The organism is Oceanisphaera marina, assembly GCF_014643915.1.
GTDB lineage: Bacteria > Pseudomonadota > Gammaproteobacteria > Enterobacterales > Aeromonadaceae > Oceanimonas > Oceanimonas marina.
Genome location: NZ_BMKE01000015.1, coordinates 34,788 through 60,828 on the forward strand (window position 1 = coordinate 34,788; position 26,041 = coordinate 60,828).

Annotated in this window: 16 protein-coding genes and 1 tRNA gene; 10 read left to right on the forward strand and 7 right to left on the reverse strand. The window is 55.6% G+C overall.

Going from position 1 to position 26,041, the window contains the following annotated elements:
* Window positions 1-253: 253 nt before the first annotated feature.
* Window positions 254-4,129: an ATP-dependent RNA helicase HrpA gene (gene hrpA / locus IEW52_RS10185; RefSeq protein ID WP_373286226.1), complete on the forward strand. Its 3,876-nt coding sequence runs from the start codon at window positions 254-256 to the stop codon at window positions 4,127-4,129.
* Between the two features lie 137 nt (window positions 4,130-4,266).
* The gene (gene rplY, locus IEW52_RS10190) at window positions 4,267-4,554 is read left to right on the forward strand and encodes a 50S ribosomal protein L25 (RefSeq protein ID WP_188629970.1); all 288 of its coding nucleotides are present in this window, start codon (window positions 4,267-4,269) and stop codon (window positions 4,552-4,554) included.
* Window positions 4,555-4,638: 84 nt separating this feature from the next.
* Here rplY and IEW52_RS10195 read toward each other — a convergent pair whose 3' ends face one another.
* The gene (locus IEW52_RS10195) at window positions 4,639-5,121 is read right to left on the reverse strand and encodes a LabA-like NYN domain-containing protein (protein WP_229667888.1); all 483 of its coding nucleotides are present in this window, start codon (window positions 5,119-5,121) and stop codon (window positions 4,639-4,641) included.
* A 154-nt stretch (window positions 5,122-5,275) separates the two neighbouring features.
* On the opposite strand from IEW52_RS10195, the gene IEW52_RS10200 reads away from it, so the two are divergent.
* From IEW52_RS10200 to recD, 7 genes are all read left to right on the forward strand, one after another.
* A complete protein-coding gene (locus IEW52_RS10200) occupies window positions 5,276-5,782 on the forward strand; it encodes a DUF3087 domain-containing protein (protein ID WP_188629971.1) in 507 nt (168 codons plus the stop codon).
* Window positions 5,783-5,882: 100 nt separating this feature from the next.
* A complete protein-coding gene (locus tag IEW52_RS10205) occupies window positions 5,883-6,224 on the forward strand; it encodes a PBPRA1643 family SWIM/SEC-C metal-binding motif protein (protein ID WP_188629972.1) in 342 nt (113 codons plus the stop codon).
* Window positions 6,225-6,566: 342 nt separating this feature from the next.
* The gene (locus tag IEW52_RS10210; protein WP_188629973.1) at window positions 6,567-7,559 is read left to right on the forward strand and encodes a hypothetical protein; all 993 of its coding nucleotides are present in this window, start codon (window positions 6,567-6,569) and stop codon (window positions 7,557-7,559) included.
* Between the two features lie 12 nt (window positions 7,560-7,571).
* Window positions 7,572-8,399: a mechanosensitive ion channel family protein gene (locus IEW52_RS10215; protein ID WP_188629974.1), complete on the forward strand. Its 828-nt coding sequence runs from the start codon at window positions 7,572-7,574 to the stop codon at window positions 8,397-8,399.
* 159 nt (window positions 8,400-8,558) lie between these two features.
* The gene (gene recC / locus IEW52_RS10220; protein WP_188629975.1) at window positions 8,559-11,987 is read left to right on the forward strand and encodes an exodeoxyribonuclease V subunit gamma; all 3,429 of its coding nucleotides are present in this window, start codon (window positions 8,559-8,561) and stop codon (window positions 11,985-11,987) included.
* On the forward strand, window positions 11,984-15,727 hold the full coding sequence (gene recB / locus IEW52_RS10225) for an exodeoxyribonuclease V subunit beta (protein ID WP_188629976.1): 3,744 nt from the start codon (window positions 11,984-11,986) through the stop codon (window positions 15,725-15,727). Before recC ends, recB begins: the two co-directional genes overlap by 4 nt.
* The gene (gene recD / locus IEW52_RS10230) at window positions 15,720-17,780 is read left to right on the forward strand and encodes an exodeoxyribonuclease V subunit alpha (protein ID WP_188629977.1); all 2,061 of its coding nucleotides are present in this window, start codon (window positions 15,720-15,722) and stop codon (window positions 17,778-17,780) included. The genes recB and recD overlap by 8 nt, the downstream gene beginning before the upstream one ends.
* 52 nt (window positions 17,781-17,832) lie before the next feature.
* Here recD and IEW52_RS10235 read toward each other — a convergent pair whose 3' ends face one another.
* The 5 genes from IEW52_RS10235 to IEW52_RS10255 form a co-directional block, all read right to left on the reverse strand.
* Window positions 17,833-20,358, reverse strand: coding sequence for an EAL domain-containing protein (locus tag IEW52_RS10235; RefSeq protein ID WP_229667889.1), 2,526 nt, complete (start codon window positions 20,356-20,358; stop codon window positions 17,833-17,835).
* A 194-nt stretch (window positions 20,359-20,552) separates the two neighbouring features.
* A complete protein-coding gene (gene asnB / locus IEW52_RS10240) occupies window positions 20,553-22,217 on the reverse strand; it encodes an asparagine synthase B (RefSeq protein ID WP_188629978.1) in 1,665 nt (554 codons plus the stop codon).
* A 195-nt stretch (window positions 22,218-22,412) separates the two neighbouring features.
* A complete protein-coding gene (locus IEW52_RS10245) occupies window positions 22,413-23,051 on the reverse strand; it encodes a 2OG-Fe(II) oxygenase (protein ID WP_188629979.1) in 639 nt (212 codons plus the stop codon).
* A 240-nt stretch (window positions 23,052-23,291) separates the two neighbouring features.
* A tRNA-Ser gene (locus tag IEW52_RS10250) sits at window positions 23,292-23,379 on the reverse strand.
* A gap of 133 nt (window positions 23,380-23,512) precedes the next feature.
* The gene (locus IEW52_RS10255; RefSeq protein WP_188630010.1) at window positions 23,513-23,941 is read right to left on the reverse strand and encodes a YbjN domain-containing protein; all 429 of its coding nucleotides are present in this window, start codon (window positions 23,939-23,941) and stop codon (window positions 23,513-23,515) included.
* 234 nt (window positions 23,942-24,175) lie between these two features.
* Here IEW52_RS10255 and IEW52_RS10260 point away from each other — a divergent pair, with 234 nt between their 5' ends.
* On the forward strand, window positions 24,176-25,036 hold the full coding sequence (locus IEW52_RS10260) for a universal stress protein (RefSeq protein ID WP_188629980.1): 861 nt from the start codon (window positions 24,176-24,178) through the stop codon (window positions 25,034-25,036).
* 68 nt (window positions 25,037-25,104) lie between these two features.
* Here IEW52_RS10260 and cysQ read toward each other — a convergent pair whose 3' ends face one another.
* Window positions 25,105-25,911 (reverse strand): 3'(2'),5'-bisphosphate nucleotidase CysQ, encoded by an 807-nt coding sequence (cysQ, locus tag IEW52_RS10265; protein WP_268236657.1) that lies wholly within the window; start codon window positions 25,909-25,911, stop codon window positions 25,105-25,107.
* Window positions 25,912-26,041 lie beyond the last annotated feature (130 nt).

A 26,041-nucleotide genomic window follows, 5' to 3' on the forward strand; every position in this document is an offset into this window, starting at 1 on the left:
CTGTATGCGGCTGGTTTTGTTGTATGAAAAATGATCGCCAATATTGGTTTTAACGGCTGATTCACGAAGGGTGCAGTGCTGGCATGCCTGCTCGAATAGCCTTGTATCCTCATATCGACCATTGCAGGCAAAAAATGAATGGCGGTAGTTAAAAAGCTAGCCGCTCGTTGTGAACCGCCGCCTGCCGGCTCCCTTCGTGGCTCATTTCTGTTAAACTGCGCGCCAGTTTTTCATCGATGACATGGGGTTGGGTTTGGCGCAGACGGTTGAACAGTTGCAGGCAAGACTGAAAGAGTGCAGAGGAGCCGAGCGAGGGCGTTTTCGCCGCCGTTTGCAGGGCGTGGCAAAGATGCCTGAAGCCAAACGGCAAAAGGTACTGGAAAAGATAGCCTTGGAGATAGCCACGTCGATGGCCGAACGCAGTCGCCGCCAACAGCTGCTGAATCAACCCATTCATTATCCGGCACAGTTGCCGGTCAGTGACAAACGGGACGTCATTAAAGCGGCGATTGCTGATCATCAGGTGGTGATCATTGCCGGCGAAACAGGTTCGGGTAAAACCACCCAGATCCCCAAGATGTGTCTGGAGCTGGGATTGGGTATTGATGGCACCATTGGCCATACCCAGCCCCGACGGCTGGCGGCGCGCAGCGTGGCCACGCGTTTGGCGCAAGAGCTGGAATGCGAGCTGGGCGAGCGCGTGGGTTACAAAATACGCTTTAATGACCAGGTCAGTGACGCTACCCAGGTGAAGTTGATGACGGATGGCATGCTGCTGGCCGAAATTCAGCAAGACCGCATGCTGCGTCAATACGACTGCATTATTATCGATGAAGCCCATGAACGCAGTCTTAATATCGACTTCATCATGGGGTATCTGAAACAGTTATTGCCGAAAAGACCCGATCTTAAGATTATCATCACCTCGGCCACCATAGATCCCGAGCGTTTCTCCCAGCATTTCAACCAGGCACCCATTATTACGGTGTCGGGGCGTACCTATCCGGTGGAGCTGCGTTATCGCCCTCTGGTGGATGACAATCGTGACCGGGATCAGCTGCAGGGCATTTTTGATGCGGTGACCGAGCTGACTCAGGAAGGGCCGGGCGACATACTGATTTTCATGAATGGCGAGCGCGAAATTCGTGATACCGCCGACGCGCTTAACAAGCTGGAGCTGCGCCACACCGAAGTGGTACCGCTTTATTCTCGGCTGTCCAATGCCGAGCAGAATCGTATTTTTCAATCCCACAGCGGCCGGCGTATCGTTCTGGCCACTAACGTGGCAGAAACCTCGCTTACCGTGCCCGGCATTCGTTATGTGATAGACCCTGGCACCGCACGCATCAGTCGCTACTCTTATCGCACCAAGGTGCAACGCTTGCCGATTGAGTCTATTTCTCAGGCCAGCGCCAATCAGCGTATGGGGCGTTGTGGTCGGGTAGAAGCGGGTATCTGTATTCGTCTGTACGGCGAAGACGATTTCATGAATCGGCCTGAATTTACCGATCCGGAGATTCTGCGTACCAACCTGGCCTCGGTGATTCTGCAGATGCTGTCCCTGGGGCTGGGTGATATATCCGCCTTTCCTTTTGTGGAAGCTCCCGAGCGCAAGCACATCAGCGACGGTATCCGTTTGCTCGAAGAGCTGGGCGCAGTGCTGGGCGAACAGGGTGATTTAACCTTGACGCCATTGGGGCGAGACCTGGCTCGCTTGCCCGTTGATCCCCGACTGGCCCGTATGGTATTGGCCGCACGGGACCATGGCTGTGTAACCGAAGTGATGGTGATTACCGCCGCGCTCAGCATTCAGGATCCCCGGGAGCGTCCTCAGGACAAACAACAGGCCGCGGGTGAAATGCACCGTCGTTTTGCCGACAAAGACTCGGATTTCATGACCTATATCAATCTGTGGAATCACCTGAAAGAGCAGCAAAAACAACTGAGCGGCAACCAGTTTCGCAAGCAGTGCATGAAGGAATTCTTGAACTATCTCAGAGTGCGCGAGTGGCAGGATATTTACAGTCAGCTCAGGCTGGTGGTACGCGAGCTGGGCTTTGCCCTGAACAGCGAGCCGGCGGATAGCAACAGCGTACATCAGGCATTGCTGAGTGGCATGTTAAGTCAGGTCGGCATGCGGGATGGCGATAAAAAAGACATTCTTGGGGCGCGTAATGCGCGCTTTGTGCTGGTGCCGGGCTCATCATTGGCGAAAAAGCCGCCCCGTTGGTTGATGGTGGCCGAGCTGACCGAAACCCATCGTCTGTATGGACGCACCGCCGCGCGCATTGAGCTGGATTGGCTGGAGCGGGCAGCGGCACATCTGCTGAAATCCAGCTACAGCGAGCCTTACTGGTCTAAACGCCAGGGCGCGGTAATGGGGTATTTAAGCCAGAGTCTGTTTGGCTTGCCGGTGGTGGTGCGCCGACGAGTGAATTACAGCGAGGTGGATCCCAAGCTGTGTCGCGAGCTGTTTATTCGCCAGGCCTTGGTGGAAGGCGAGCTGCACACCCGGCATGGTTTTTTTCATCATAATCGAGCCTTGCTGGATCAGGCCGAAACCCTGGAGCATAAATCCCGCCGGCGCGATCTGGTGATCGATGATGAAACCCTGTTTCGCTTTTATGATGAGCGCCTGCCCGCCGATATCGTCTCTATTCGCCATTTTGACCACTGGTGGAAGCAGGCGGCTAAAAACAACCCCGAGCAGCTGCATTTTACCGAAGAGATGGTGCTCAACGAGCGGGCAGACAAGGTCACCACCCAGGATTATCCCGATGCCTGGCTGCATGATGGTCTTAACCTGGTACTCGATTATCAGTTTGAACCCGGGCAGGAAGAAGACGGGGTCACGGTGCGTATTCCGCTGCCACTGTTGAATCAGGTGACGGCCGCGCCTTTTGCCTGGCAGGTGCCGGGACTGCGCCGCGAGCTGGTCATTAGTCTTATCAAGTCGTTGCCCAAGCCCCTGCGCAAACACTTTGTACCGGCACCTAATTTTGCCGATGCGGTGCTGGCCGCAATGACGCCACTGGACGGTGAATTGCTGGATCAAATTGAACAGCATCTGCGGCGCATGACGGGGGTGACGGTTCCCAGAGAAGAGTGGAACTGGCAGGCATTGCCCATTCACCTACTGATGCGTTTTTGTGTGCTCGACGCCAAGGGTGAGGTGTTGGCCGCGGGGCGTGATCTGGAGGCCATCAAGCTGTCGTTGCAGGGGCAGGTGCAAACCGCACTCACCCAGGCGGTGGATGACGATCGTTTTGAACAGGAAGGGTTACAGCAGTTTCCCGATCGCACCATTCCTAAAACCTACGCCGCCAAGCGCGCCGGGTTTGAAGTGAAGGCGTATCCGGCCATTGCCGACAAGGGCGGCAGTGTGGCGCTGACCTTGTGCGAAGACGAAATCAGCCAGCAGCAAACCATGTGGCGCGGCCAGAGTCGATTGCTGTTGTTGCAGCTGCCATCGCCCATAAAATATCTGCACGAAAAACTGCCGAACAAGGCCAAGCTGGGGCTGTATTTTAATCCTTACGGCAAGGTGCTGGATTTGGTGGATGACTGCATTCAGGCCGGCGTATACACCCTGATGCGCAAACACTGTGCTCCGGCCTGGACGCCTGCCGACTTTGAGCAGTTGAAAGAGCAGGTGGCCGGTGAGCTGAATCAGACCGTGGCCGCGATCGCATTGCAGGTAGAAGAAGTGCTGAGCCAGGCACATGCGGTGAAAAAACGGCTCAAGGGCAAAATCGATCTGGCGTTGGCCATGGCCATGTCGGACATTCAGGCTCAGTTGGATGGTTTGGTGTTTCGCGGTTTTGTCACCGCCACCGGGGGAGAGCGACTGGCCGATGTGAGCCGTTATCTGGTTGCCTTGTCTCGCCGGCTCGACAAGCTGCCCATAGATCCGCATCGCGATCGGGCTCATCTGTTGAAAATCCAGCAGGTGCAGCAGGCCTATAAGCTCCTGTTGAACAAGCAGCCCAAGGGCAAGCCGCTGCCCCCCGAGGTAGCCGACATTCGCTGGATGATTGAAGAGCTCAGGGTGTCATACTTTGCCCAGACTCTGGGAACGCCTTACCCCATTTCGGATAAACGGATTTTGCAGCAGATAAACAGCCAGTGAAGACTCTGGCTCCGCAGCATTTTTCATCGGCGTCTGCTTTATGTTGTTGTCGACTCGGGCGCGTGTTATTATCCGCGCGCTTTTTACAGGCAAATGCCGGTCGCAGCGTTTGCCACTAACCTTATAGAGAGAAAATTATGTCATTCGTATTTGAAGCTGAAGTTCGTTCAGACCTGGGGAAAGGTGCGAGCCGCCGCCTGCGTCATGAAGACAAAATCCCTGCCATCGTTTACGGTGCAGGCCAAGAGCCAGTAGCCATTGCTCTGGATCATAAAAAAGCCATCATCGCTCAAGTTGAAGATGCTTTTTACAGCGAAGTGCTGACTCTGGTTATTGACGGCAAAGAAGTGAAGGTTAAGGTAAAAGACGTACAGCGTCACCCCTTCAAGCCTAAGCTGACCCACCTGGATTTCATTCGCGCTTAATCGCGAAGAAAGACAGAAAAAACCGCCTTCGGGCGGTTTTTTTGTGCCTAATGCCTTCACGCTTCACGCTTCACGCTTCACGCTTCACAGCAACAGCTGATTATCGATGGCAATAAAGTCGCTGGCTGCTTCCATCAGGGCCTTGGCGGTGAGCGCCGGGGCACCGTAAACCTGTATGCGTTTGCCGTAATGCTGGCGCAGCTTGTCGGCCAGGATGGCAAAATCCCCGTCGCCGGAGACCAATATCAGGGTATCGGCAATGGCCGCACACTCTAGCATGTCGATGGTGATACCGACGTCCCAGTCACCTTTTGCCGAGCCATCGCCCCGTTGAATGAAGGGCTTTAGTTTAATCTCGAAACCGATAGCCCGCAGAATATTCTGAAACTGTCGCTGCTTTTCGTCTCCCCGATCAATGGCATAAGCATAGGCCGCCACCACGTCACGATTGGCCGTCGCCTGTGCCCAGAAGGCGTTATAGTCAAAATTACGGCCTAGTGCCTGTCGACAGGTGTAATAAACATTTTGTACATCGACAAAAACCGCCACTTTTTCCTTATCCATCATCGCTACTGGCCTGATCATCTATTTTGTAGGCGAAATCTTAACAGAACTAGAATCCTATTTTTAGCACCCTTTACCACACACCGACAATTATAAATGAATGGTGACAGGCGGACTTTTCGGTTACAATGCGCATTATTTTTATATTAAGTCTGTCATGAAATTAATTGAAATAGATAAAGAACGCTACCGTAAACATTTAAACAGGGTGCTTGTTGGCTGTGCTTTATCCTTGGCAATATGCAGTTTGGTATTATCTCAGTTATTGATTTATTTATTTCCTGACCCGAGTGGTAGTCATTTTCACTGGAATGCCATTGGGGTATTGGTGAGTGCAGCCCTGGTTGGAATAACGTTAAGCAAACACCGTTATCACCCTTATTTAACCGAAGTATATTATGTTTGGCAGCTAAAGCAGGCGCTGAATAAAATCACTCGCAAAATGCGCAAGATAGAGGCCGCCGCCCAGCAGGGGAATGCCGACGCCATGCTGGCCTTGCAATACAGTTACTCGGGCTCGCGTTTACTGTGGCAGCTGGACGACAACACCATTATTATGGATGAGCTGGCAGTCAAACAAACCGAGCTGAACAATCTGGCCGAAAAACATAATGTAAGCTTGAATGTGGATGAGTATAACGAACAGCTATTAAAACAGTTTTAAGCCTATTGATACGTGCCCGTTATGGGGGCGCTATCGTCAAACCAGTGGCCAGCTTATAGCAAGTATTGCCCCTGTCCTTTTAAGCAGTAAGGATAAACCCATGTCAGACAAATTTTTCTTCAAGGGCCGCCAGGATGCGCGTCAAAGCCACATCAGCTATGGCTATCAAACCAAAGCCAGCCACAAGCCGGGTACTCAGAAGCATCCGCTTGAACTGGTGGTAACCAGTGAGGCTCGCCAGCAGGAAGTGGCGGCCATGGTAAAGGAAGCCAATCTTTATGCCAACATACAAGTGAATGTACAACCGGGTGCGACCGAGTCTATTAGCGAGTTAACGGTATTGCTTGATAAAAGCAGCCCCTTGCAGGTAGAGAAAAAGCCAGAGCGTAATGAAGCTTGTCTTTGCGGCAGTGGCATTAAATACAAAAAATGCTGTGCGTAAATACTGAAAAGCCAGAATGGAGATGACTTTCTTTCTGGCTTTTTATTGTTGACTACCTTGTAAGTTACCTTGATTTTTAATGTTAAACTCCTCGCTGTTTTATGTCTTTTTTATTATTTTTTTATTTAAATAAACAACCTCGTCATGCTGTGGTTGTCATTGAGTCGTGCGCTGGCCTTGTTAATACATTGCGATTTGATATGTTGACTATTTTTTCGGTGTAAAGAGGCATTTATTGCTATAGTCAGATTTGTTGTTCTTTTCTTTAATGTGTTTATGTTACCGTCCAGATACATCAAGAAGCCAGTCAGCATCAACTGCCTGTACTGATAAGGAGAAGGGATGAGCGACGAAAACCATTGGCAATTGATTCCAGCCGAAGAGTTCGAGTGCCCAACTCCGCCTACCCTGACGCGCTTTCAGCAAGTTTGGCGTTGGCTACTGCGCACCCTGGGTATAGAAGCTGAAGATGCCATAGCGTCCGATGAGCACAGCGCAGCGTTTGATTATCAACATTTTGATCGCGCCCCCGCGGTTAATGCCTTGCACCATCATTTGGCCGATTGGGTATCCGAAGAGCGATCAGAGGTGACCTTCTTGCTGGATCCTCCCTTCAGTGGCACCGCCGCCATTGCCCGGGACTGGACCTGGCAACAAGGCTGGGCACTGGTGACGCCGCCGTCCATCAGCCAAATACGCGATGTGGCGGTAGACGAATGGTGGCAACAACAAGCATTGCATGACGCCGCCTGGCTGATTGATGATCTGGCGCGCTTTTTGTTGCGCAGTGCCGATGGTCTGCGGTTTATCCGGGTGTTGCTGCCCAGGTTGCTGCAAGGAGATTTTGGCCAGGGAGTAATAGTATGCGACAGCTGGACCTTTGCCTTTTTGCGTCGTACCTGGCCGCTTAATCTACCCAGAGTCTACAGCTTTGCCCCGGTCGGGGCACCATTGCTGCGGCAACTGGGGATTGAAGGCCGAGACCGGCAGCTTGGGCGGCTGGCCAAAGAGGCAAGAGGCAATGTGGGCATGGCGTTGGCATTGTGGGCCTGCCAGATAAACAACGATCAGCAGCAGGCATCGCTGCCAGTGGAAGCGGACGACAATACGGCCTTTATCCTGTATGCCTTGTTGCTGCATCGTGGGTTGAATGGCAAGCGTCTGCAGGAAGTGTTGTCCTCCATGGCGCCCGACGAACTTAATGTGCAGTTATTGCGCCTGGAGCAGTTTGGCATTGTGGAGCGTGACCATGAGTGCTGGCGGTTGAGTGCGCACGGTTATTTGACTACACGCACTTTTCTGGCTGGGCGAGACTATTTACTGGACGACTTTTAACGGGCGGTGCATATGAATCCAAAACGCTTTATGGGCTTATTTAGAGACATCACCACCGAGACAATAATTGAAGCCGTGATGGTGGTGGTGGTCGCGATATTGCTGGTGTGGCTGAGCCAGAAACTCTTGCCCTGGTTGGCCAATCGATTGCACAGCAGTCGTCGGCTCTTTATTCTGGCGCTGGTCCCGACCATTCGTATCCTGGTGCTGGCGGCGGCCATATTATGGTTGGTGCCATTGTTTATCGAGCTGACGGTACAAAACACGGTCGCTATTTTGAGCGTGACCGGGCTGGCGATTGGTTTTGCGCTGAAAGACTACGTGAGCAGTTTGATTGCCGGCATAGTGGCCGCCTATGAAATGCCGTATCGGCCAGGAGACTGGATAGAAGTGGAAGGCAATTATGGCGAAGTGCGGCGCATAGGCATGCGCGTAGTTGAAATGGTGACCCCGAATGACACTGTGATTTTTGTACCCCACCTTAAGCTGTGGACCGGGCTTATTCATAATGCCAATAACGGCGGTGCCAGCTTGATGTGTGTGGTCAGCTTTTATCTGACCCCCGATCATGATGCATTTGAAGTGCGCCGGGTACTGGAAGACGTTGCCTTGTCCAGTCCGTATTTGAAGCTTACCCAGCCCGTGTTGGTGTTGCTGGAAGAGCAGCCCTGGGGCACCCACTATCGCATTAAAGCCTACCCCATGGATCCGCGGCAACAGTTTCAGTTTATGTCGGACTTAACCGCCCGCGGCAAAGACAGCCTGCGCAAGATGCCGGTGAGTTTTGCCCGCATTCCTCCAGAGCAGTCCATGGATTTGGGCGCGGATTATCACGGATAAGGACTTCAATAATAGAGATTTTCCCCTCGCTTCAATACTACGCCTGTGTCTTTAACCCTGGCACAGGCTTGTTATTTGCTCTGTGGTGGGGGCGCTAAATTAGCCCCCATAGCTTTGTTGGCGTTATCATGGGCGAGCAGGGGATAATAAGGAATTTGCATGCACAATAATAATGCGCTGGCGCCGGGTTTGATGGTGGTACACGGCAATCAGTTGGAAGAATTGAGAGAGTTGGCAGTGGCCTGGATGCGGCGTAATCCGCTGAGGCCCCTGGAAAACGAAGTTATATTGGTGCAAAGCAACGGCATTGCCCAGTGGTTAAAGCTGGCCCTGGCCGAGCAGCGCAGTGGTGGTATAGCGGCAGCAATGCAGGTGGACTTGCCGGCGCGTTTTTTGTGGCAAACCTACCGGCGGGTGCTGGGCAGCGACACCATTCCGGCACAATCGGCGCTGGATAAAGCACCACTAACCTGGCGTTTAATGCGTTTGTTGCCCGAGTTGCTGGCAGATGCGCGTTTTGAGCCTTTAAGTCGGTTCCTGCAGCAAGATGATGATTGTCGCAAGCGCTATCAGCTGGCGGAACGACTGGCCGACTTGTTCGACCAATATCAGGTGTATCGTGCCGACTGGCTGGCCGAGTGGGCCGCGGGGAGAGATCGCATCATCAGTGCCCGCCGTGGTCCTGTTGATCTGGGTCCCACCGCCTTGTGGCAGCCCGCATTATGGCGCGCCTTGCTGGATGATGTGGGCCACGATCAATTGGCCGGCAGCCGCGCTGGCGTGCACCCGCGCTTTGTGGCGCATTTGCGCGAAGCCGAGCAGGCGCCTGCGGGTTTGCCACGGCGGGTGATCGTGTTTGGCATTTCATCGCTGCCGGCGCAAACCCTGGAAGCCCTGGCCGCACTGGCGCGTTTTAGCCAGGTGTTATTGTGCGTACACAACCCCTGCCAACATCACTGGGGCGACATAGTGCCGGATCAGGACTTGCTTCGGCATCAATATCGCCGCCATGCCCGAAAATCCGGCCAGCCCCAGGTGTTAACCGATAACGACTTGCACCAGCACGCTCACCCCTTGCTGGCGGCCTGGGGCAAGCAGGGGCGAGATTACATCAACCTGCTCGACAGCATTGACGACCCCGATCATTACCGCGAACGCTTTGCCGCCATGGGCAGCCGCATCGATATTTTCGCTGAAGGTGCCACCCGGCATTTATTGGGCCAGTTGCAGGATGACATGCTGAACTTGCGCCCGCTCACCGAAACCCGCGAACACTGGCCGGCGCTTACCGAGGCATCGGCCTCGATCCGCTTCCACATTGCCCACAGCGCCCAGCGGGAAGTGGAAATACTGCACGATCAGCTGCTGGCATATTTTAATACCGATCCCAGCCTGCGCCCACGCGATATCATTGTCATGGTACCGGACGTGAATGTGTATGCGCCGCATATAGAGGCGGTATTTGGCCAGTATCAGCGGGAAGACGACCGCTATATTCCCTTTACCCTGGCTGATCAGGGGAGCCGTGGCACGGATCCCTTGTTGATTGCGCTGGAGCAATTGCTGCGCCTGCCGGACAACCGACAAACCGTGAGCGAAATACTGGACTTGCTGGAAGTGCCGGCCCTGCGCGATCGCTTTGGCATTAACGAGCATGATGTGCCCACCTTGCACCGCTGGATAGAAGGCGCCGGCGTGCGCTGGGGGCTGGATGCCCAGCGCCGTGCGGCGCTTGGGCTGCCCGCGGACATGGAGCAAAACACCTGGCGCTTTGGTTTGCGCCGCATGCTGCTCGGGTATGCGGTGGGCAGCGGCGAGGCCTGTTTTGGCATAGAGCCCTATGATGAAATAGGCGGCCTGGATGCGGCCTTGATTGGCCCGCTGGTGCGTTTGCTGGACACGCTGGATCACTGGCATCAGCAGTTATCGCAACTCATGTTACCCGCCGAGTGGGGCCAAGTATTGCACCAGTTGCTGAGTGACTGCTTCCTGGCAAGCCAGGAGCGAGATCAAACCCTGCTCGCAGGGCTGACCGAGGCGCTGGAAGACTGGCAGCAGTTGTGCAGCGGCGTAGAGTTGAATGAGGCCTTGCCATTGAATGTGGTGCGCGAGGCCTGGCTGGGCGCACTGGATCAAGGCCGGTTAAGTCAGCGCTTTATGGCGGGGGCGGTGAATTTTTGTACCCTGATGCCGATGCGCGCCATTCCGTTTCGCATGGTGTGCTTGCTGGGCATGAACGATGGCGATTATCCGCGTACCGTGACCGCGCTCGATTTTGACTTGATGGCCAAGGATTATCGCCCCGGGGATCGCTCGCGGCGAGAAGACGACCGTTATTTGCTGCTGGAGGCCTTGTTGTCGGCGCGAGAGCGGCTTTATATCAGCTGGGTGGGGCGCAGTATTCGCGATAACAGCGAGCGGCCGCCTTCGGTATTGGTGGGGCAGCTTAGAGATCATCTGGCTGCCGGCTGGCAGTGGCATGATGATGAGCAGCCGCTGCTGGCGGCCATCACTACCGAGCATCCGTTACAACCCTTCAGCCGCCAATACTTTAGCGAGCAAGGCCCCTTGTTCAGCTATGCCCGTGAGTGGGCTGGCTTGCACCGCGCCGTATCGACGTCAGAAATATCGGCGTTACCGCCTTTGCTCAGCGACGACAGTCAGGTACTGGAGCGCCAACTTGAGCAATTGCAGCATTTTTTGCGCGACCCGGTCGGGCACTTTTTTACCCAGCGGCTCAAGGTTTACCTGGGGGAGGATGCGTCGCCACAATTGGATGAAGAGCCCTTTAGTCTGGATGGGCTGCAAGTCTATCAGCTCAAGCAACAACTGCTGGAGCAAGCCAGTGCTTCAACGGACGATATGGCGTCTGTGCTGGCTCGAGCGGCCACTCGGCAAGCGGGGCAGGGGCTATTGCCGCTGGCCGGGTTTGGTGACGCGCAACAGGCTAAATTGCTGGCGCCCTTGCCGGGGCAATTACAACGCTACCAGCTGTTGCGCCAGCAATGGCCGACCCCGCTCAACTCCCCCTTGCCACTGCACTTTGTGCACCAGGGCATCGAGCTGCAAGGCTGGTTGGGTGGCTTGCACCAGCAGGGGGAGCAGTTGGCGCGCCTGGAGTTGCAACCGGGTAACTTGCTGAATAAAAAAACCTTCAAGTGGCACCGGCTGTTGCGCCCCTTTGTGGCCCAGGTGGTGGCCGCGGCATCGGGTATGTCACTCACGACCTGGCTGGTGGGCGAAGATGCCACCCTGGAGTTTGCTCCGCTCAAGCAAGAGCAAGCCGTCGAGATATTACGCCCCTGGCTCAGCGCCTGGCGTGCTGGCCTGGAGTCCCCTTTGCCGGTGGCGCTGAATACCGCCATGGTATGGCTGGAAAAAGCCGATCAAGACAAGGCGCGCACCCAGTATGAAGGGGACGATTATTTTGGTGGCGGAGAATGCCGACAAAACCCTGCCCTGGCGCGTCAGTACCCCAGCTTTGCCAGCCTGACGGCCAGCGGTGAATTCGCCGATTGGTGCGAGCAACTCTATCGGCCGCTATTCAGCCATCAACCCACCGTTATTACCGCGGAGCACACAGCATGAGCGCATTGATTTCTCAGTCTTCGGCAGACACTCGGCCGCTGGCGCTGCGCTTTGTGCTGCGCGGCAGTCGCCTGATTGAAGCCAGTGCCGGTACCGGCAAAACCTTTACCATTTCGGCACTGTACTTGCGGCTGGTGCTCGGCCATGGCGGCGATGCTGCCTTTAGTCGTGAACTGCTGCCACCGGAAATACTGGTAGTAACCTTTACCGATGCCGCCACCCGCGAGCTGCGCGAGCGCATTCGGGCGCGATTGGTGGAGGCGGCGCAGGCGTTTCGAGGAGACATTGAAGGCGATGACCTGCTCGAACAGCTGAAAGCGGACTTTGCCCAGGAGCAGTGGCCGGCCTGTGCCCGTCGGCTCGATATTGCCGCCCAGTGGATGGATGAAGCCGCGGTGTCGACCATTCATGGCTGGTGCCAGCGCATGCTGCGCGAGCATGCCTTTGATAGCGGCAGCCTGTTTACCCAAACCCTGCAGACGGATCACCACGAGCTTAAAGCACAGGTGGTGCGCGATTACTGGCGCCAACAATGCTATCCACTCACCGATCAGCCCCTGGCCTGGGTGATAGAGCACTGGAAAAACCCCGATGCCTTGCTGAACATCATCCAGCCCTTGTTGCAGGAAAGCGGCGCCGTCAGCCAGCCGCTGGCCGAGCTGCTAACGGCAGAATTACAGCAACACGACGACACTCTGGCCGCGCTTAAGGCCCCCTGGGAGGGCTGGCTTGAGGAAATTTCAGCACTCTTGCACCCAGGAATTGCCAACAAGCAGGTACACGGAAAATGGTTGCAAGCCAAACGCACCGACGGCTGGCTGGCTGCGATCCGCGAGTGGCTTGACGGTGATGAGGTTGAGCTTGGGCTGAGTGAGGCGGCTCTGTATCGCCTTAGCGCCGAGGGGATCGCCGAAGCCTGGAAAACCGGCGAGCCACCGCAGCATCCGGCGTTTGATGCCATGTCCTCTTTACCTGCCGAGTTGGCGGCATTGGCGGCACCGCTCGAGTCGGCGCGCCGTCATGCGGCGGCCTGGGTCAGCCAGCGTTTCGATGAAGAAAAACGCCGCCGTGCCGAAATGGGCTTCGATGATATGCTGTCGCGCCTCGATGACGCCCTGCAAGGGGAGAACGGCAGCCGCCTGGCCGAGGTGATCCGCCAGCAATTCCCGGTGGCCATGATTGATGAGTTTCAAGATACGGATCCGCTGCAGTACCGCATTTTTGACCGTATTTATCAGCTGGCCGATAACGCGCAAGACACGGGGCTGTTTTTAATCGGTGATCCCAAACAGGCCATTTATGCTTTCCGTGGCGCCGATATTCATACCTATTTGAGTGCACGGCAGGCGACCCGTGGCCGGCACAGTAGCCTGGACACCAACTTTCGCTCCGCCACCGCCATGGTGAACGCCGTTAACCGGCTGTTTTCGCTGGCCGAACAGCGAGATACAGGGTCCGGTGCCTTTCTATTTCGCCAGGGCGAGGATAATCCGTTGCCCTTTCTGCCGGTGCAGGGCAAAGGGCGCAACGAGCAGTGGTGCGTGCACCGGGCAGATACAGACCGGCTCACGGCCGAGCCGGCCTTGACCTTTTGGCAGCTTACTCAGGACGAGTCGGTCTCGGGCGCCGAATACCGTGCCCAGATGGCGGCCAGTGCCGCCAGCGAGATCACCGAGCTGTTGAACCTGGGCCAGCACAACCGCGCCGGTTTTGCCGGCGAAGCGTCCTTTACGGCGCTGCAACCCAGTGATATTGCGGTCTTGGTGCGCAACGTGACCGAGGCGCAAGCCATTCGCAGTGAATTGGCGGCACTCGGGGTGCGCAGTGTGTATTTATCCGATAAAGACTCCATCTTTAACAGCCAGGAGGCACTGGACTTGCTGCTGTGGTTGCGCGCCTGTGCCGAGCCGGAGCAAGACCGTTTACTGCGGGCGGCGCTGGCCAGTCGCACCCTGGACCTGACCCTGAATGAGTTGGAGCAGTTGAACCAGGATGAGCGCCGTTGGGAGCGCCACGTGATGCAATTTCGTGATTATCGCGCCCGCTGGCGTCGTCAGGGGGTGCTGCCCATGCTGCATCAATTACTGCACGACTTTAATTTGCCCGGCCGACTCATGCAGCGCAGCGATGGCGAGCGTGCGCTCACCAATATGCTGCATCTGGCCGAGCTGATGCAGCAGGCGGCCGCCAATCTGGATGGCGAACAGGCCCTGACCCGTCACCTGGCCGAGCGGGTACTGGGCACAGATGACAGTAATGAAGAGCAGGTATTGCGGCTGGAAAGCGACGCGGCCCTGGTGCGGGTGGTGACCATTCACAAGTCCAAGGGCCTGGAATATCCGCTGGTGTTCCTGCCCTTTATTTGCTCGTTTCGGGCGCTGAACAAGCATGAGCCGGTAAGGGTACAGCAGGAGGAGCAACGCCGTTTGGTACTGTCTCCCAACGCCGAGCAGTTTGCCCAGGCCGAGCAGGAGCGGCTGGCCGAAGACACGCGGCTGCTGTATGTGGCCCTGACCCGGGCCCGTCATGCTTGCTGGCTGGGCATGGCCGATATCCGAAGTCGAGGCAAAGAGTCCATCTTGCATCAGTCGGCTATTGGCCAGTTATTGGGCGGCGGGGCGGCTTTGGCGAATAGCGCCTCGTTAAGCGATTGGCTCACTCCGCTGGCCGTCGCCGGTGAGATTGCCGTCAGGCCACTGCCCGAGCCCACAGGCCGGATGTTGCAGCAGGATCTGACTCAGGCCGAGACCGAGCCCAGCTACCGCACCCCACAACGCCGCGCGGCCGAGCATTGGTGGATTGCCTCTTACAGTGCCTTGCGTACCGGCGCCGTGAGCTTACTCACGTCCGAACAAGGTGAAAAAGTGCCTGAAGAACAACAGTTTGCACTGTCACGCTTTGAAGATACGGCCCCGGAAAATGCCGCGGCCGCCACCGTGGCCGATGATGAGCAAGAGTCGGTGTTGATGCCCGCGCTGGCCCAGCAGGACACGCCCAGCCTGCACGGCTTTCCGCGCGGGCCTGCCCCGGGCACCTTTTTGCACGGTCTGCTCGAGTTGGCGGCGAGCGACGGCTTTAATATGGCCGTGCCTGCCTTCAGCGAACAGCTGGCGCGCCGTTGTCAGTTACGTGGCTTAAGCGAGTGGATTGAGCCACTCACGCACTGGCTGGAGCAATTGCTGCAGACGCCGGTATTGGGCACCGATTCAGCACATGACACCGAGCGTCAGCCGGTGAGTCTGGCCGAGCTGGAAACCTATCAGCCAGAGCTGGAGTTCTGGTTTGAGGCCAGCAAGGTCGATGTGCGCCGCCTCGACCAGCTGGTGCGTGGCAGCGTCTTGCCAGAATATCCCAGAGCCGAGTTATTGCCCGACACCCTGAATGGCATGTTCAAAGGCTTTATCGACCTGGTGTTTGAGCATCAGGGCCGTTATTTTGTGGTGGATTACAAGTCTAACTGGCTGGGCGCCACCGACGCCGATTACACTCAGGACGCCATGAACCAGCAGATGGCCAAACACAGATACGATCTGCAATATGTGCTGTATTTGCTGGCTTTGCATCGCCAGCTTAAGCTGCGCCTGCCTGATTATGACTATGACACCCACATGGGCGGCGCAATCTATTGGTTTATTCGCCAGCCCCAGGCCGTGTATTACCACAAGCCCGCCAGGGCATTGATTGAGGCGTTGGATGCGCTCTTTAGTGGCGATCTTATCGAGGAGTCATCTCATGTTTGATCCTGAATCCGTTGCAGAACATTCCGTGACTAAACACGCCACGGCCGACCATGCCCTGCAGTCTCACCGCCAGATGTTCGGCCTGCTCGACAGCTGGGTAGAAAAAGGCTGGCTGCGCGCCCTCGACGGCGCTTTGGCGCGCTTTTTTGCCGAGCTGGATCCCCAGGCCGAGCCGCTGTTGCTGCTGGCCTCGGCGCTGGCCAGCCACCAGCTGGGGCAAGGCCATGTCTGTCTGGATCTGGTCGCGACTTTAGCCAATCCCGACTTTGCCTTGTCGATGCCGCCAGAAGGCGATGAAGCGGGGCTCACGCTGCTGCCGTCCCAGTTACTGGCTGGGGTGGCGCTGACAGATTGGCATCAGCAGTTGCAAGCCAGCCCCCTGGTGGCCGAGGCGTCAGGGAATGAAGCCAGGCCCCTGGTGCTGCATGAGCAGCGGCTGTATTTGCGCCGTTACTGGCGTTACGAGCAATCGGTGGCGCAGGCGCTCCGTCATCGCCTGGCGCTGGCCTCCGATCTGCCTGAGCAACTCGGCGAGCGGCTGGCGCAGTTGTTTCCCGAGCCGCTGGTGGTGGATGGCCAACGCCAGACCGATTGGCAAAAGCTGGCCTGTGCGCTGGCGGTGCGCGGCAATTTCAGCTTGATCACCGGCGGGCCCGGTACCGGTAAAACCACCACAGTGGTGCGCTTGCTGGCGCTGTTGCAGCAATCTGCCGGTGCCCACTCGCTGCGTATTCGACTGGCGGCGCCCACCGGCAAGGCGGCGGCACGGCTCACCGAGTCCATTGGCGATCAGGTGGCTTCGCTGCCGGTGACGGAGGCAGTGCGCGCCACCATTCCCAGCGAGGTGACCACCCTGCATCGGCTGCTAGGCAGCCTGCCCAACAGTCGTCACTTTCGCCATCACCCCGGCAACCTGCTGCCACTGGATGTGCTGGTGGTGGATGAGGCCTCCATGATCGATCTCGAGATGATGGCCACGCTGCTGGCGGCCTTGCCCCTGCATGCGCGGCTGATCTTGCTGGGTGATAAAGACCAGTTGGCTTCGGTGGAAGCAGGCGCCTTGTTGGGGGATTTGTGTCGTGATGCACAAGTGGGACGTTATGATCCCGAGCTTGGTCACTGGCTTGAACAGGTGAGTGGCGAGGCGCTTGTGCACCCGCTGTTACAGCCAGGCACCCGAGAAGAGCACCCCCTGGCGCAGCGCACCCTGATGCTGCGTTACTCTCGCCGTTTTGGCAGCGAGTCCGGCATAGGCCAGCTGGCGTCGGCGGTCAACGAACAAGATGCGCCCCAGGCTCGGCGTATTCTTACCGAGGGCAGGGCCGACGTGTATCGGCTCAAATTGCGCGATGAGCAAGACAAGGCGCTGGATAAGTTGTTGCTTAACGGGTGGGGCCAGGCGCTGGGCTACGGGCATTATCTTGAGCTGCTGCAACACACCCGACCCGGCGCCAACACTGAGGTGGATGATCCAGCCTGGCATGACTGGGCGGGACAGGTGCTGGCCGCCTTCGATGCGTTTCGGTTGCTGAGTGCGGTGCGCAAGGGGCCCTGGGGCGTCGAGGGCTTGAATGAGCGCATCGCCAGCCTGTTGCACCAGCGTGGCCTGCTCAGTGCCGATCAAGGCTGGTATGAGGGGCGCCCGGTGCTGGTGACCCGCAACGATTACAGTTTAGGCCTCATGAATGGCGACATCGGTATTGCGCTGCGCTTGCCGGATACGCCGGGGCGCACCGTGCTGCGGGTCGCTTTTGCCCGCAACGACGGCTCGGGAGAGCTTAAATTTGTGCTGCCCAGTCGCCTGAGCGCCATCGAAACCGTGTTCGCGATGACGGTACACAAATCTCAGGGGTCTGAATTTGCCCACACCGCGCTGATTTTGCCCGAAAGTCTGAACCCGGTGCTCACCAAAGAGCTGCTCTATACCGGCATTACCCGGGCTCGGCATTACTTTAGCTTGATTGAAAGCCGAGCTTCGGTGTTCGAGCAGACTATACAAAAACGGGTAGAGCGGCGTAGCGGCCTGTTGGCCGGCTTGCAGGGCAATGACTAACCATTCTGAAATAACCGGAACCGCCTATGCGCGCGGGTCTGGCGGACCTCTGCTATTTACGCCTGTTGTTCATGAAATATCGGGAGGCAATGTCTTCTGCAGGCAGGGGACGACCGGTGAAATAGCCCTGGATGACGTTAACCTGGTATTTGCCCAGCGCGTCCAGCTGCGCCTGGGTTTCCACGCCTTCGGCGACCACGGTCAGCTTCAAACCTTGTGCCATGCCGGTAATGGCGGCCAGAATGGCTTCGCTGCCCGCACTTTCACCCAGTTGCTGAATAAAAGACCGATCAATTTTCAGTGTGGTAATCGGCAGCTGGTGCAAGTAGCTTAAAGAAGAATAACCGGTACCAAAATCATCCATGGCAATTCGACAACCCAGCTCGCGCAGTTCTTGTAACACTCGAATGGCTTGTTGCTGTTTGTCGAGCAGCATGCTTTCGGTGAGTTCAAAATTAAGCAGGCCTGCTGGCAGTTGAAACTCTTCATACAGGGTACGAATCTGCATAATCAAGTCGTGTTGCCAAAACTGTTGTGCCGACAAATTTACCGCCACCGGTACCGGCTGCAAGCCGTTATCAAGCCAGCTTCTGAGTTGTGCCGCTGCCAGTCTCATCAGCCGTTGACTCAATGGCAGTATCAGGCCAGAGCGCTCGGCCAGCGGTATAAAATCTCCCGGTGACACCTGGCCATATTCCGGATGAACCCAGCGAGCAAGGGCTTCCATGCTGACCAGTGCTCCAGAATTACGCTCCACCAAAGGTTGATAATGTAAACTCAAGCCTTCACCGCTATCTATGGTATTGCGCAGCGCCGTTTCCATCGCCAGCGAACGGTGTTCACGCACGTCCAGCTGTGTGCTGTAAAGCCGGTAGGTGTTACGCCCCTCCTGCTTGGCTCGGTACATGGCGGCGTCTGCATGTTGTAATAGCTGTTCGGGCTCGGTGCCATCATCCGGATACAGGCTGATCCCTATGCTGCAGCCAATACGAAACGTCTGATTCTTTAGTTGAAAAGGCTCACCAATGGCATCAATCAGCCGGCGGGCGATTCGGGTAACTTCATCGGGGTCGGCTAAATCCGGCAATAGCGCAATAAATTCGTCGCCGCCCAGGCGAGCCAGGGTGTCGTCTTCGCGCAGCCGCGCCGCCATGCGTCGCGACACATCAAGCAGCAACTCGTCGCCGGCGGCATGGCCCAGGCTGTCGTTCACTTGCTTGAAATGATCCAGATCGATAAACAATACCGCCAGCCGTTGCTTGTGGCGATGAGCATGACGCATGGCCTGTTCCAGCCGGTCTTCAAGCAGCCGACGATTAGGTAGTTGAGTCAGCGCATCGTAATAGGCCAGTTTGCGGATCTGATCTTCGTTCTCTCGAATATGGGTAATGTCGGTAAACAGGGCGGCAAAATGGTTGATATTGCCTTCTTCATCACGGATCGTGGTAATGGTTAGCAGTTCAAGATACAGCTGGCCGCTTTTACGTCGGTTCCAGATTTCTCCCCGCCAGTAGCCTTTTTGCTGCAGGGTTTTCCACATATCCTGATAAAAGGCCGCGTCATGGCGTCCGGAAGACAGTATGGCCGGTGTCTTGCCCAGGACTTCTTCGGCACTAAAGCCCGTGGTGTGGGAAAACGCCGGATTCACAAACTCGATACGGCTTTTGGCATTCGTGATGATTACCCCTTCCAGGGAGGCCTCAATGACTCGCTCGGCCAGCTGTAAATTCAGCCGGGAGCTCTGCATCGCCTGATCGCGCTGGGCAATGGCCTGGTGTAGTTCCAACCGATGATTCTGCTCGGCACCCTCGAGAATATTACGAAATCCCAGCAAACCCACTATGTGCTGATTTTCGTCATCTCTCACTGCAAGATGGCGTAGCTGATGATCAATCAGCATGTCTCTGGCGCGTAGCAAAGAATCCTGGGGAGTTATGGTCAACAGCGGACGACTGGCCAGTTTGCCCAGGGGAGTGTTTCCGGGATGGCGGGCCACAAAACGCACCATATCCCGTTCGGTAATAATACCTAATTCGTCGTTACCACAGCTGACTACAGCCGCATCTTGCTGTTGTTTCAGCATAAAGGCTGCAGCCTGGCTCAGGCTCAAGGTGCCGGGCAACAACAGGGGGTCTGTGCCCATCACCTCATTGACGGTGCGTAAGCTCAGATACAGCTCCAGACCTTGTTTTATGGTGAGATCGGTTTGCGACACTATACCTTGTGGCCGGCCCTGGTCATCAACCACCAAAAAATGGCGGCGTTTTTCTCGGGAAAAGCGCAGTGCTACCTCCGAAAGCGGAGTGGCAAGGTGCACACTGCTGACCGGACTGCTCATCACCTGAGCAATGGGTATTTTCAGGGAGTCGGGGTTATTGAAGTCAACCCGCAAGCTGTCGTGTTCGGTCCAGATGCCTGCCACCTTTCCTTTTTGCATTATCAGCATGGAGCTGCATTGGCGTGTGGCCATGCGCTGGGCGGCTTCATGCAGGGGAGTGTCCGGGCTGCAGGTAAGCAGGCCACTGTGCATCAAACGCTCGACGGGCAGGTCGGCGGCAGTAGGGTCTAGGTGTATCACGGTCGCTCAAATGAAACTGATTTACCAGCAACATTAGCATATCTCGCGACTTGAGCCGATATTAACATCACAAAAAAGAAGGGTTTAATGGAAAGAGTGACCTTGAGGCTAACAGGCACCACTGACGGCTGTTTATTTGTATGAATATCCTGCGGATAGCAAGAGCGGCCTGGTTATCCGCAGGCATATTCGGACTAATAAGACTGGCTGTGCACGCCTTTAATGGCGCGCCCGGAAGGGTCGGCCATCAGTTTCCATTGTTCATCCCACTCTATGGCGGTCGGGGTCGAACAGGCCACAGATGGGCCGCAGGGCACGCAGCGTGCGGCGGATTCCTGAGGGAAATGGCCTTCAAAAATAGCGCGGTAATAATAGGCTTCTTTATTGGTGGGGGTATTCAACGGAAAGCGAAACGCGGCCGCGGCCATCATCTGGTCGGTGACTTCCTGTTCGACCATGGCTTTGAGACTGTCGATCCAGGAGTAGCCAACGCCGTCCGAAAACTGCTCTTTCTGCCGCCATACCACTTCATCGGGCAGCAGGTCGGCGAAGGCCTGACGCAGTATGTGCTTTTCCATTTTCCCCTGGCCGCACATTTTATCGGCAGGGTTAAGTCGCATCGCCACATCCATGAATGCTTTGTCGAGAAAGGGCACTCGGGCTTCTACGCCCCAGGCGGCCATGGATTTGTTGGCGCGCAGGCAATCGAACATGTGCAGGGCTTGCAGCTTGCGCACGGTTTCTTCGTGAAACTCTCGGGCGTTGGGTGCCTTGTGAAAATACAGATAACCGCCAAACAGCTCGTCTGAACCTTCGCCAGACAGCACCATCTTGATGCCCATGGCTTTAATGCGTCGCGCCATCAAGTACATGGGGGTCGAGGCTCTTATGGTGGTCACGTCATAGGTTTCGAGGTGATAAATAACATCACGCAGGGCATCGAGCCCCTCCTGCACCGTGTACAGCAATTCGTGATGCACCGTGCCCAGGTGCTCGGCAACCTTGCGGGCGGCAATCAGATCGGGGGCACCCTCCAGCCCGACGGCAAACGAGTGTAACTGCGGCCACCAGGCTTTGCTGTTGTCGTGATCTTCCACTCGTCGGTCAGCATAGATTTTGGCAATGGCAGAAATCACCGAGGAGTCGAGCCCGCCCGACAACAGTACGCCATAAGGCACATCACACATTAGCTGGCGTTTAACCGCAGCCATCAGCGCTTCGCGTAATTCGTCCACACTCGAGGTTTGATGCTCCACGGCGGCATAATCTTCCCAGTCGCGCTGATAATAGCGACGCAACTCGCCTTCTTTGCTGTACAGCAGGTGGCCGGGAGGGAACTCGTTAATGGTTTTGCACACCGGGGTGAGCGCCTTCATCTCGGAAGACACATAGAAGTTGCCTTGCTCGTCGTGCCCGGTGTAAAGGGGAATAATGCCCATGTGATCACGACCAATCAAATAGGCGTCCTGTGCTTCGTCATAGAGCACGAAGGCAAAGATGCCATTGAGGTCATCCAGAAAATCAGGGCCTTTTTCCTGATACAGGGCGAGAATAATTTCGCAATCCGATTGGGTCTGAAATTCAAAATCGCTCTTAAGATCTGCCTGTAGCGCCTTGTGGTTATATATTTCACCATTCACTGCCAGAACATGGGTTTTGGCTGTATTAAGCAAGGGTTGGGCACCACTGTCGAGGCCGACGATGGCGAGCCGTTCATGCACCAGAATAGCGTGATCACAGCTGTAAATACCCGACCAGTCCGGGCCGCGATGGCGCAGTAGCTTGGAAAGCTCCAGTGCGCGGGCGCGCAGGGTGGAAACATCGGATTTAAGCTCGAGAATACCAAAAATAGAACACATATCATCATCCTTAACTTGTTGCTCTACGTTATAAAATCAGGTTGGCAGAGTCTCGGTGGGATGGAAAGGTAAAATGGATGAAAATCAAAATTAAAGCGAAATGTAAATGATATTGTCATTTTACATCTCGTTTAAAGCGTAAAAATTAATAATTAAGCCGTTTAATTGATTTTTCGGCAATTCAGGTTTGTTGGGTTATAGCAGTAAACTTGGCGCAACCGGGTCATCAATACGAAACCAGCCCGCAATGCTGAGTCGGTCTCTGGTCGCCGGCAGTACCTCATGAGGAAAATCTTCCGACAAGAAGCACACCAGGGTGCCAGCCTTGGGCATAATACGATGTAAAACGGTTTTATGCTGAAAAGGATAGACCAAGAGTTCTCCGCCGTCGCCAGCCTGCCAGTCATCGTTCAGGTAGAGCACAGTGGTGAGTCGGCGATTACTCCGGCCGCGAAATGCGTCCAGGTGTTTTTTATAAAAGTCGCCAATCTGATAAAGCGCATAGTGACATTCATAATCTTTCAACCCCATGAACAATTGACGATTCAGCGTTTGCCTCAGGCTGGCCATCAGCGCCAGATAATAACGCTGTACTTGGGTGTCGCCCTCAATCCAGCGAGTCTTGTCACTGCGGATCCGCTCGTTGGTTTGCTGATGTTGTTCACGGCCAATCGCGGCGGGGGTCAGTTCCCAGGGGGGAAGGGTGGCTAAATCGTGGCGCAAGGCGGCGACCCGTTCAGCATCTATAAAATCAGGGAAAATGCCAATACCGGGTCCGGCGATGGCCTCTATTATGTGATCAAAATCATGTTCAAGCTGTACAACTGCATTCACGTCGACCCCTCCATCAGGAGCGCTATTAACACTGATCGCGACTCAGGTAGCCAGAAAGAAAAATTGCATGTAAAGCATAAGAGTACTGCTTAAGTCGCGACCTGTCCGTTTTATCGGTGAACGGTCATCTTTTGTGAGAGCAGTGTGAGAGCAGTGAGTGAAAAGGGAAAAACGCGAGGGATCTACAGGCACAAAAAAGCCCTTGCCAGCATCACGCTTAACAAGGGCTTTTTCTGAATGTGGCGGTGAGGGAGAGATTCGAACTCTCGATACGTTGCCGTATACACGCTTTCCAGGCGTGCTCCTTAAGCCACTCGGACACCTCACCAAATTTTTTGTGCCGAGGAGGATTGAGCCAACTCAGCAAACAACGAGGCGTAATTTAGCGATAAGCCGGGGCTTGTTCAAGGCATTTTGCCAAAAAAACGTTTAACCGGCTTAACCCTGAGCAAATTGGCGGCTTAATGCACAGCGGAGGGCATTTTTTGTGGTTCATCGTCCTGCATCAGAAACCCGAGTTCGGTAATTTCCAGCAACAGCTGCTGAGTCGCCATCATGGTTTGCTGTACGATCCAGAGAAACTGGGCTTGATCCATACCTGCCTGGGTATGCAGATAGTCAGCCACAATCAGGCGTGGCAGATTATCGTCCACAATATCAATAAACACCTTGAGGCTGGGATAATTCATGTTCAAGCGGCTTAGGTCGGCCATGAGCGCCAGCAGGCCGGTGGGTCGAACTTCAATCTCGGTCGTTACAATCGCGCCTTCATGCTCAACAAACAGTCGACTTTCCAGTACGCCATCCAGTCCCTGCAACTCGGATAAATGAATGCCGTGGCAGTTTTCACATACATAATGGTCGATGTAGCCGGCGGTTAGCCAGCGCATGGCAATTTCTGCTGTTAACACTAAGACTCCTGAAATGGGGGCGTTAAAGGAGCGACAGTGTAAACTAAAGGGCGGGTGAGGAGAATAAAAAGCCGGTGGCTCATAGGCTTTGTGGTAAGCAAATAGGCGAAGTTTGCTTTTAGCGACAAAAACGGGAATGCTCGGTTAGCCAGTGTGCAGAACATGCTGGTACACCTGCCAGGACTCTGTGCGATTGACATAAGGAAGGTCGATTTGAAAACGCTACTTGCTGCAATTGATTTGGAACCGGGTTCCTTACTGGTGGTAAAAAGGGCGGCCGAGCTGGCGGCTCGACTCAAGGCCAAGCTGCATATAGTGCATGTGGTAGATGATGCCCTGACCTTGTATGAACCCATGATCGAAATATCGGTACGTCACCGGTTGAGGCAGGCAGCCGACCTGGCGCTGCAAGATTTTTTTGAAGCTCTGCCCGGCTCGGTCAAACCGCATACCAGCTGTCATGTGCTGTTAGGCAAACCCCATCAAACCTTAAGCAAGCAGGTGAGCGAGCTGGAGGCCGATGTGTTGATTGTCGGGCGCCACCATATAGAGCCGCTGCGAGACCTGTTTGTGGGTACCACTGCCGAGCGATTGTTGCGGCACTGTGATATTCCGCTATTGATGGTCAGTACCGATTCGGTCGAACCCTATCAGCATGTATTGGCGGCAACCGACTTTTCCCGCAGTTCGCATCATGCGCTGCAGGCGGGGTTGGCCCTGGCCCCTCAGGCCAATATTCGTCTGGTGCACGTATGCGAGCCTCCTTTTGTTGGCTTTGTACGATATGACAAGCAGGATCTCGATAACATGCTGGCGCAGAAAAAGGCCCGTCTGCGCCGGGAAGTAGAAACCGAGATGGCGCATTTTCTGGCAGTAGAAGACAAGAGCCGCATTAAAACCGACATTCTCACGGGGAATGTTCAGACGTGCCTGACCGATGCGGTTGACCAATATCATCCCCAGATACTGGTGCTGGGGACCCATGGCCGACAAGGTATCAGCCGGCTGTTGATTGGCAGCGTCGCCACCAGCTTCCTGAGCACGCTGCCCTGTGATGTATTGGTCGCCAGATAGGCTATATACGCGATACGTTGAAAACGGCGCTGTTTTGAGCTTGCAGCGTAACGCGTACGGTCTTGCTTTTAAGCAAACAAGCTCGGCCAGTGCTGCTGGCTGTTGCCGATCACCAAAAAGTAGGGGTTAAGCAACTGTCGGGTATCGGCATAGCTTAGAGGTTGGCCGTTGAGCTGCACGACCTGGCCGCCCGCCTGTTCTACCACGCAATGGGCCGCCGCCGTATCCCACAAGGATGTTGGCCCCAGGCGCGGGTAGACATCGGCGCTACCTTCTGCCACCAGACACAGTTTAAGCGAACTGCCCATGGCCACCAGTTCATGGCTGCCCAGCTGTGCCAATAGCCGCGGCATGGCCTCGCCGGCATGAGAGCGGCTGCCTACCACGCGCCAGGGTGTATTGGCATCGTGGCTGGCTACGGTGAGTGGGCTGACGTGGCCCTGGGCATCCGTCTTGTGGGCGCCCAGGCCGAGCGCTGCCGTATAACAGACATCCAATGCCGGCGCATAGACCACGCCCAGCACCGGCTTTCCCTGAACAATCAGTGCGATATTCACGGTGAATTCGCCGTTGCGTTTGATGAATTCCTTGGTGCCGTCCAGTGGGTCGATCAACCAGTAGCGACCTTGGGCGTCGGGGCCGGGAAATGAAGTGGTGTCTTCTTCCGATAGCACCGGCAGTCTCAAAGAGAGCTGCTTAAGACGCTGATCAATTAATTGATGCGCGGCGGCGTCGGCTTCGGTCAGAGGGGAATGGTCGGCTTTTTCCGTGACACTGATGGGGCGGCTGTAAACGTCCATGATAACGGCGCCAGCTGCGCGGGCGATGGTGGTCACCTCTTCAACCAGCGTGATATTAAGATAAGGTGTATGCACCGTGCTCTCCGTGGGTGATCTTGATATGAGTAAATATGATATAAAAAAACGTCGCTTATTCCTATTTATCAAAACGAGACCGCTTTGGCTCCACTCGGGCCGATAAATGCGCACATTCTTTGAACTTTAC

What these genes read in the sequence shown, in the direction of transcription:
- recC (WP_188629975.1), top strand. Translation starts at nt 8,559, where the DNA reads ATGCACAATAATAATGCGCTGGCGCCGGGTTTGATGGTGGTACACGGC.
- rplY (WP_188629970.1), top strand. Translation starts at nt 4,267, where the DNA reads ATGTCATTCGTATTTGAAGCTGAAGTTCGTTCAGACCTGGGGAAAGGT.
- IEW52_RS10205 (WP_188629972.1), top strand. Translation starts at nt 5,883, where the DNA reads ATGTCAGACAAATTTTTCTTCAAGGGCCGCCAGGATGCGCGTCAAAGC.
- IEW52_RS10255 (WP_188630010.1), bottom strand. Translation starts at nt 23,941, where the DNA reads ATGCGCTGGCTAACCGCCGGCTACATCGACCATTATGTATGTGAAAAC.
- IEW52_RS10200 (WP_188629971.1), top strand. Translation starts at nt 5,276, where the DNA reads ATGAAATTAATTGAAATAGATAAAGAACGCTACCGTAAACATTTAAAC.
- recD (WP_188629977.1), top strand. Translation starts at nt 15,720, where the DNA reads ATGTTTGATCCTGAATCCGTTGCAGAACATTCCGTGACTAAACACGCC.
- IEW52_RS10195 (WP_229667888.1), bottom strand. Translation starts at nt 5,121, where the DNA reads ATGATGGATAAGGAAAAAGTGGCGGTTTTTGTCGATGTACAAAATGTT.
- recB (WP_188629976.1), top strand. Translation starts at nt 11,984, where the DNA reads ATGAGCGCATTGATTTCTCAGTCTTCGGCAGACACTCGGCCGCTGGCG.
- IEW52_RS10210 (WP_188629973.1), top strand. Translation starts at nt 6,567, where the DNA reads ATGAGCGACGAAAACCATTGGCAATTGATTCCAGCCGAAGAGTTCGAG.
- IEW52_RS10215 (WP_188629974.1), top strand. Translation starts at nt 7,572, where the DNA reads ATGAATCCAAAACGCTTTATGGGCTTATTTAGAGACATCACCACCGAG.
- asnB (WP_188629978.1), bottom strand. Translation starts at nt 22,217, where the DNA reads ATGTGTTCTATTTTTGGTATTCTCGAGCTTAAATCCGATGTTTCCACC.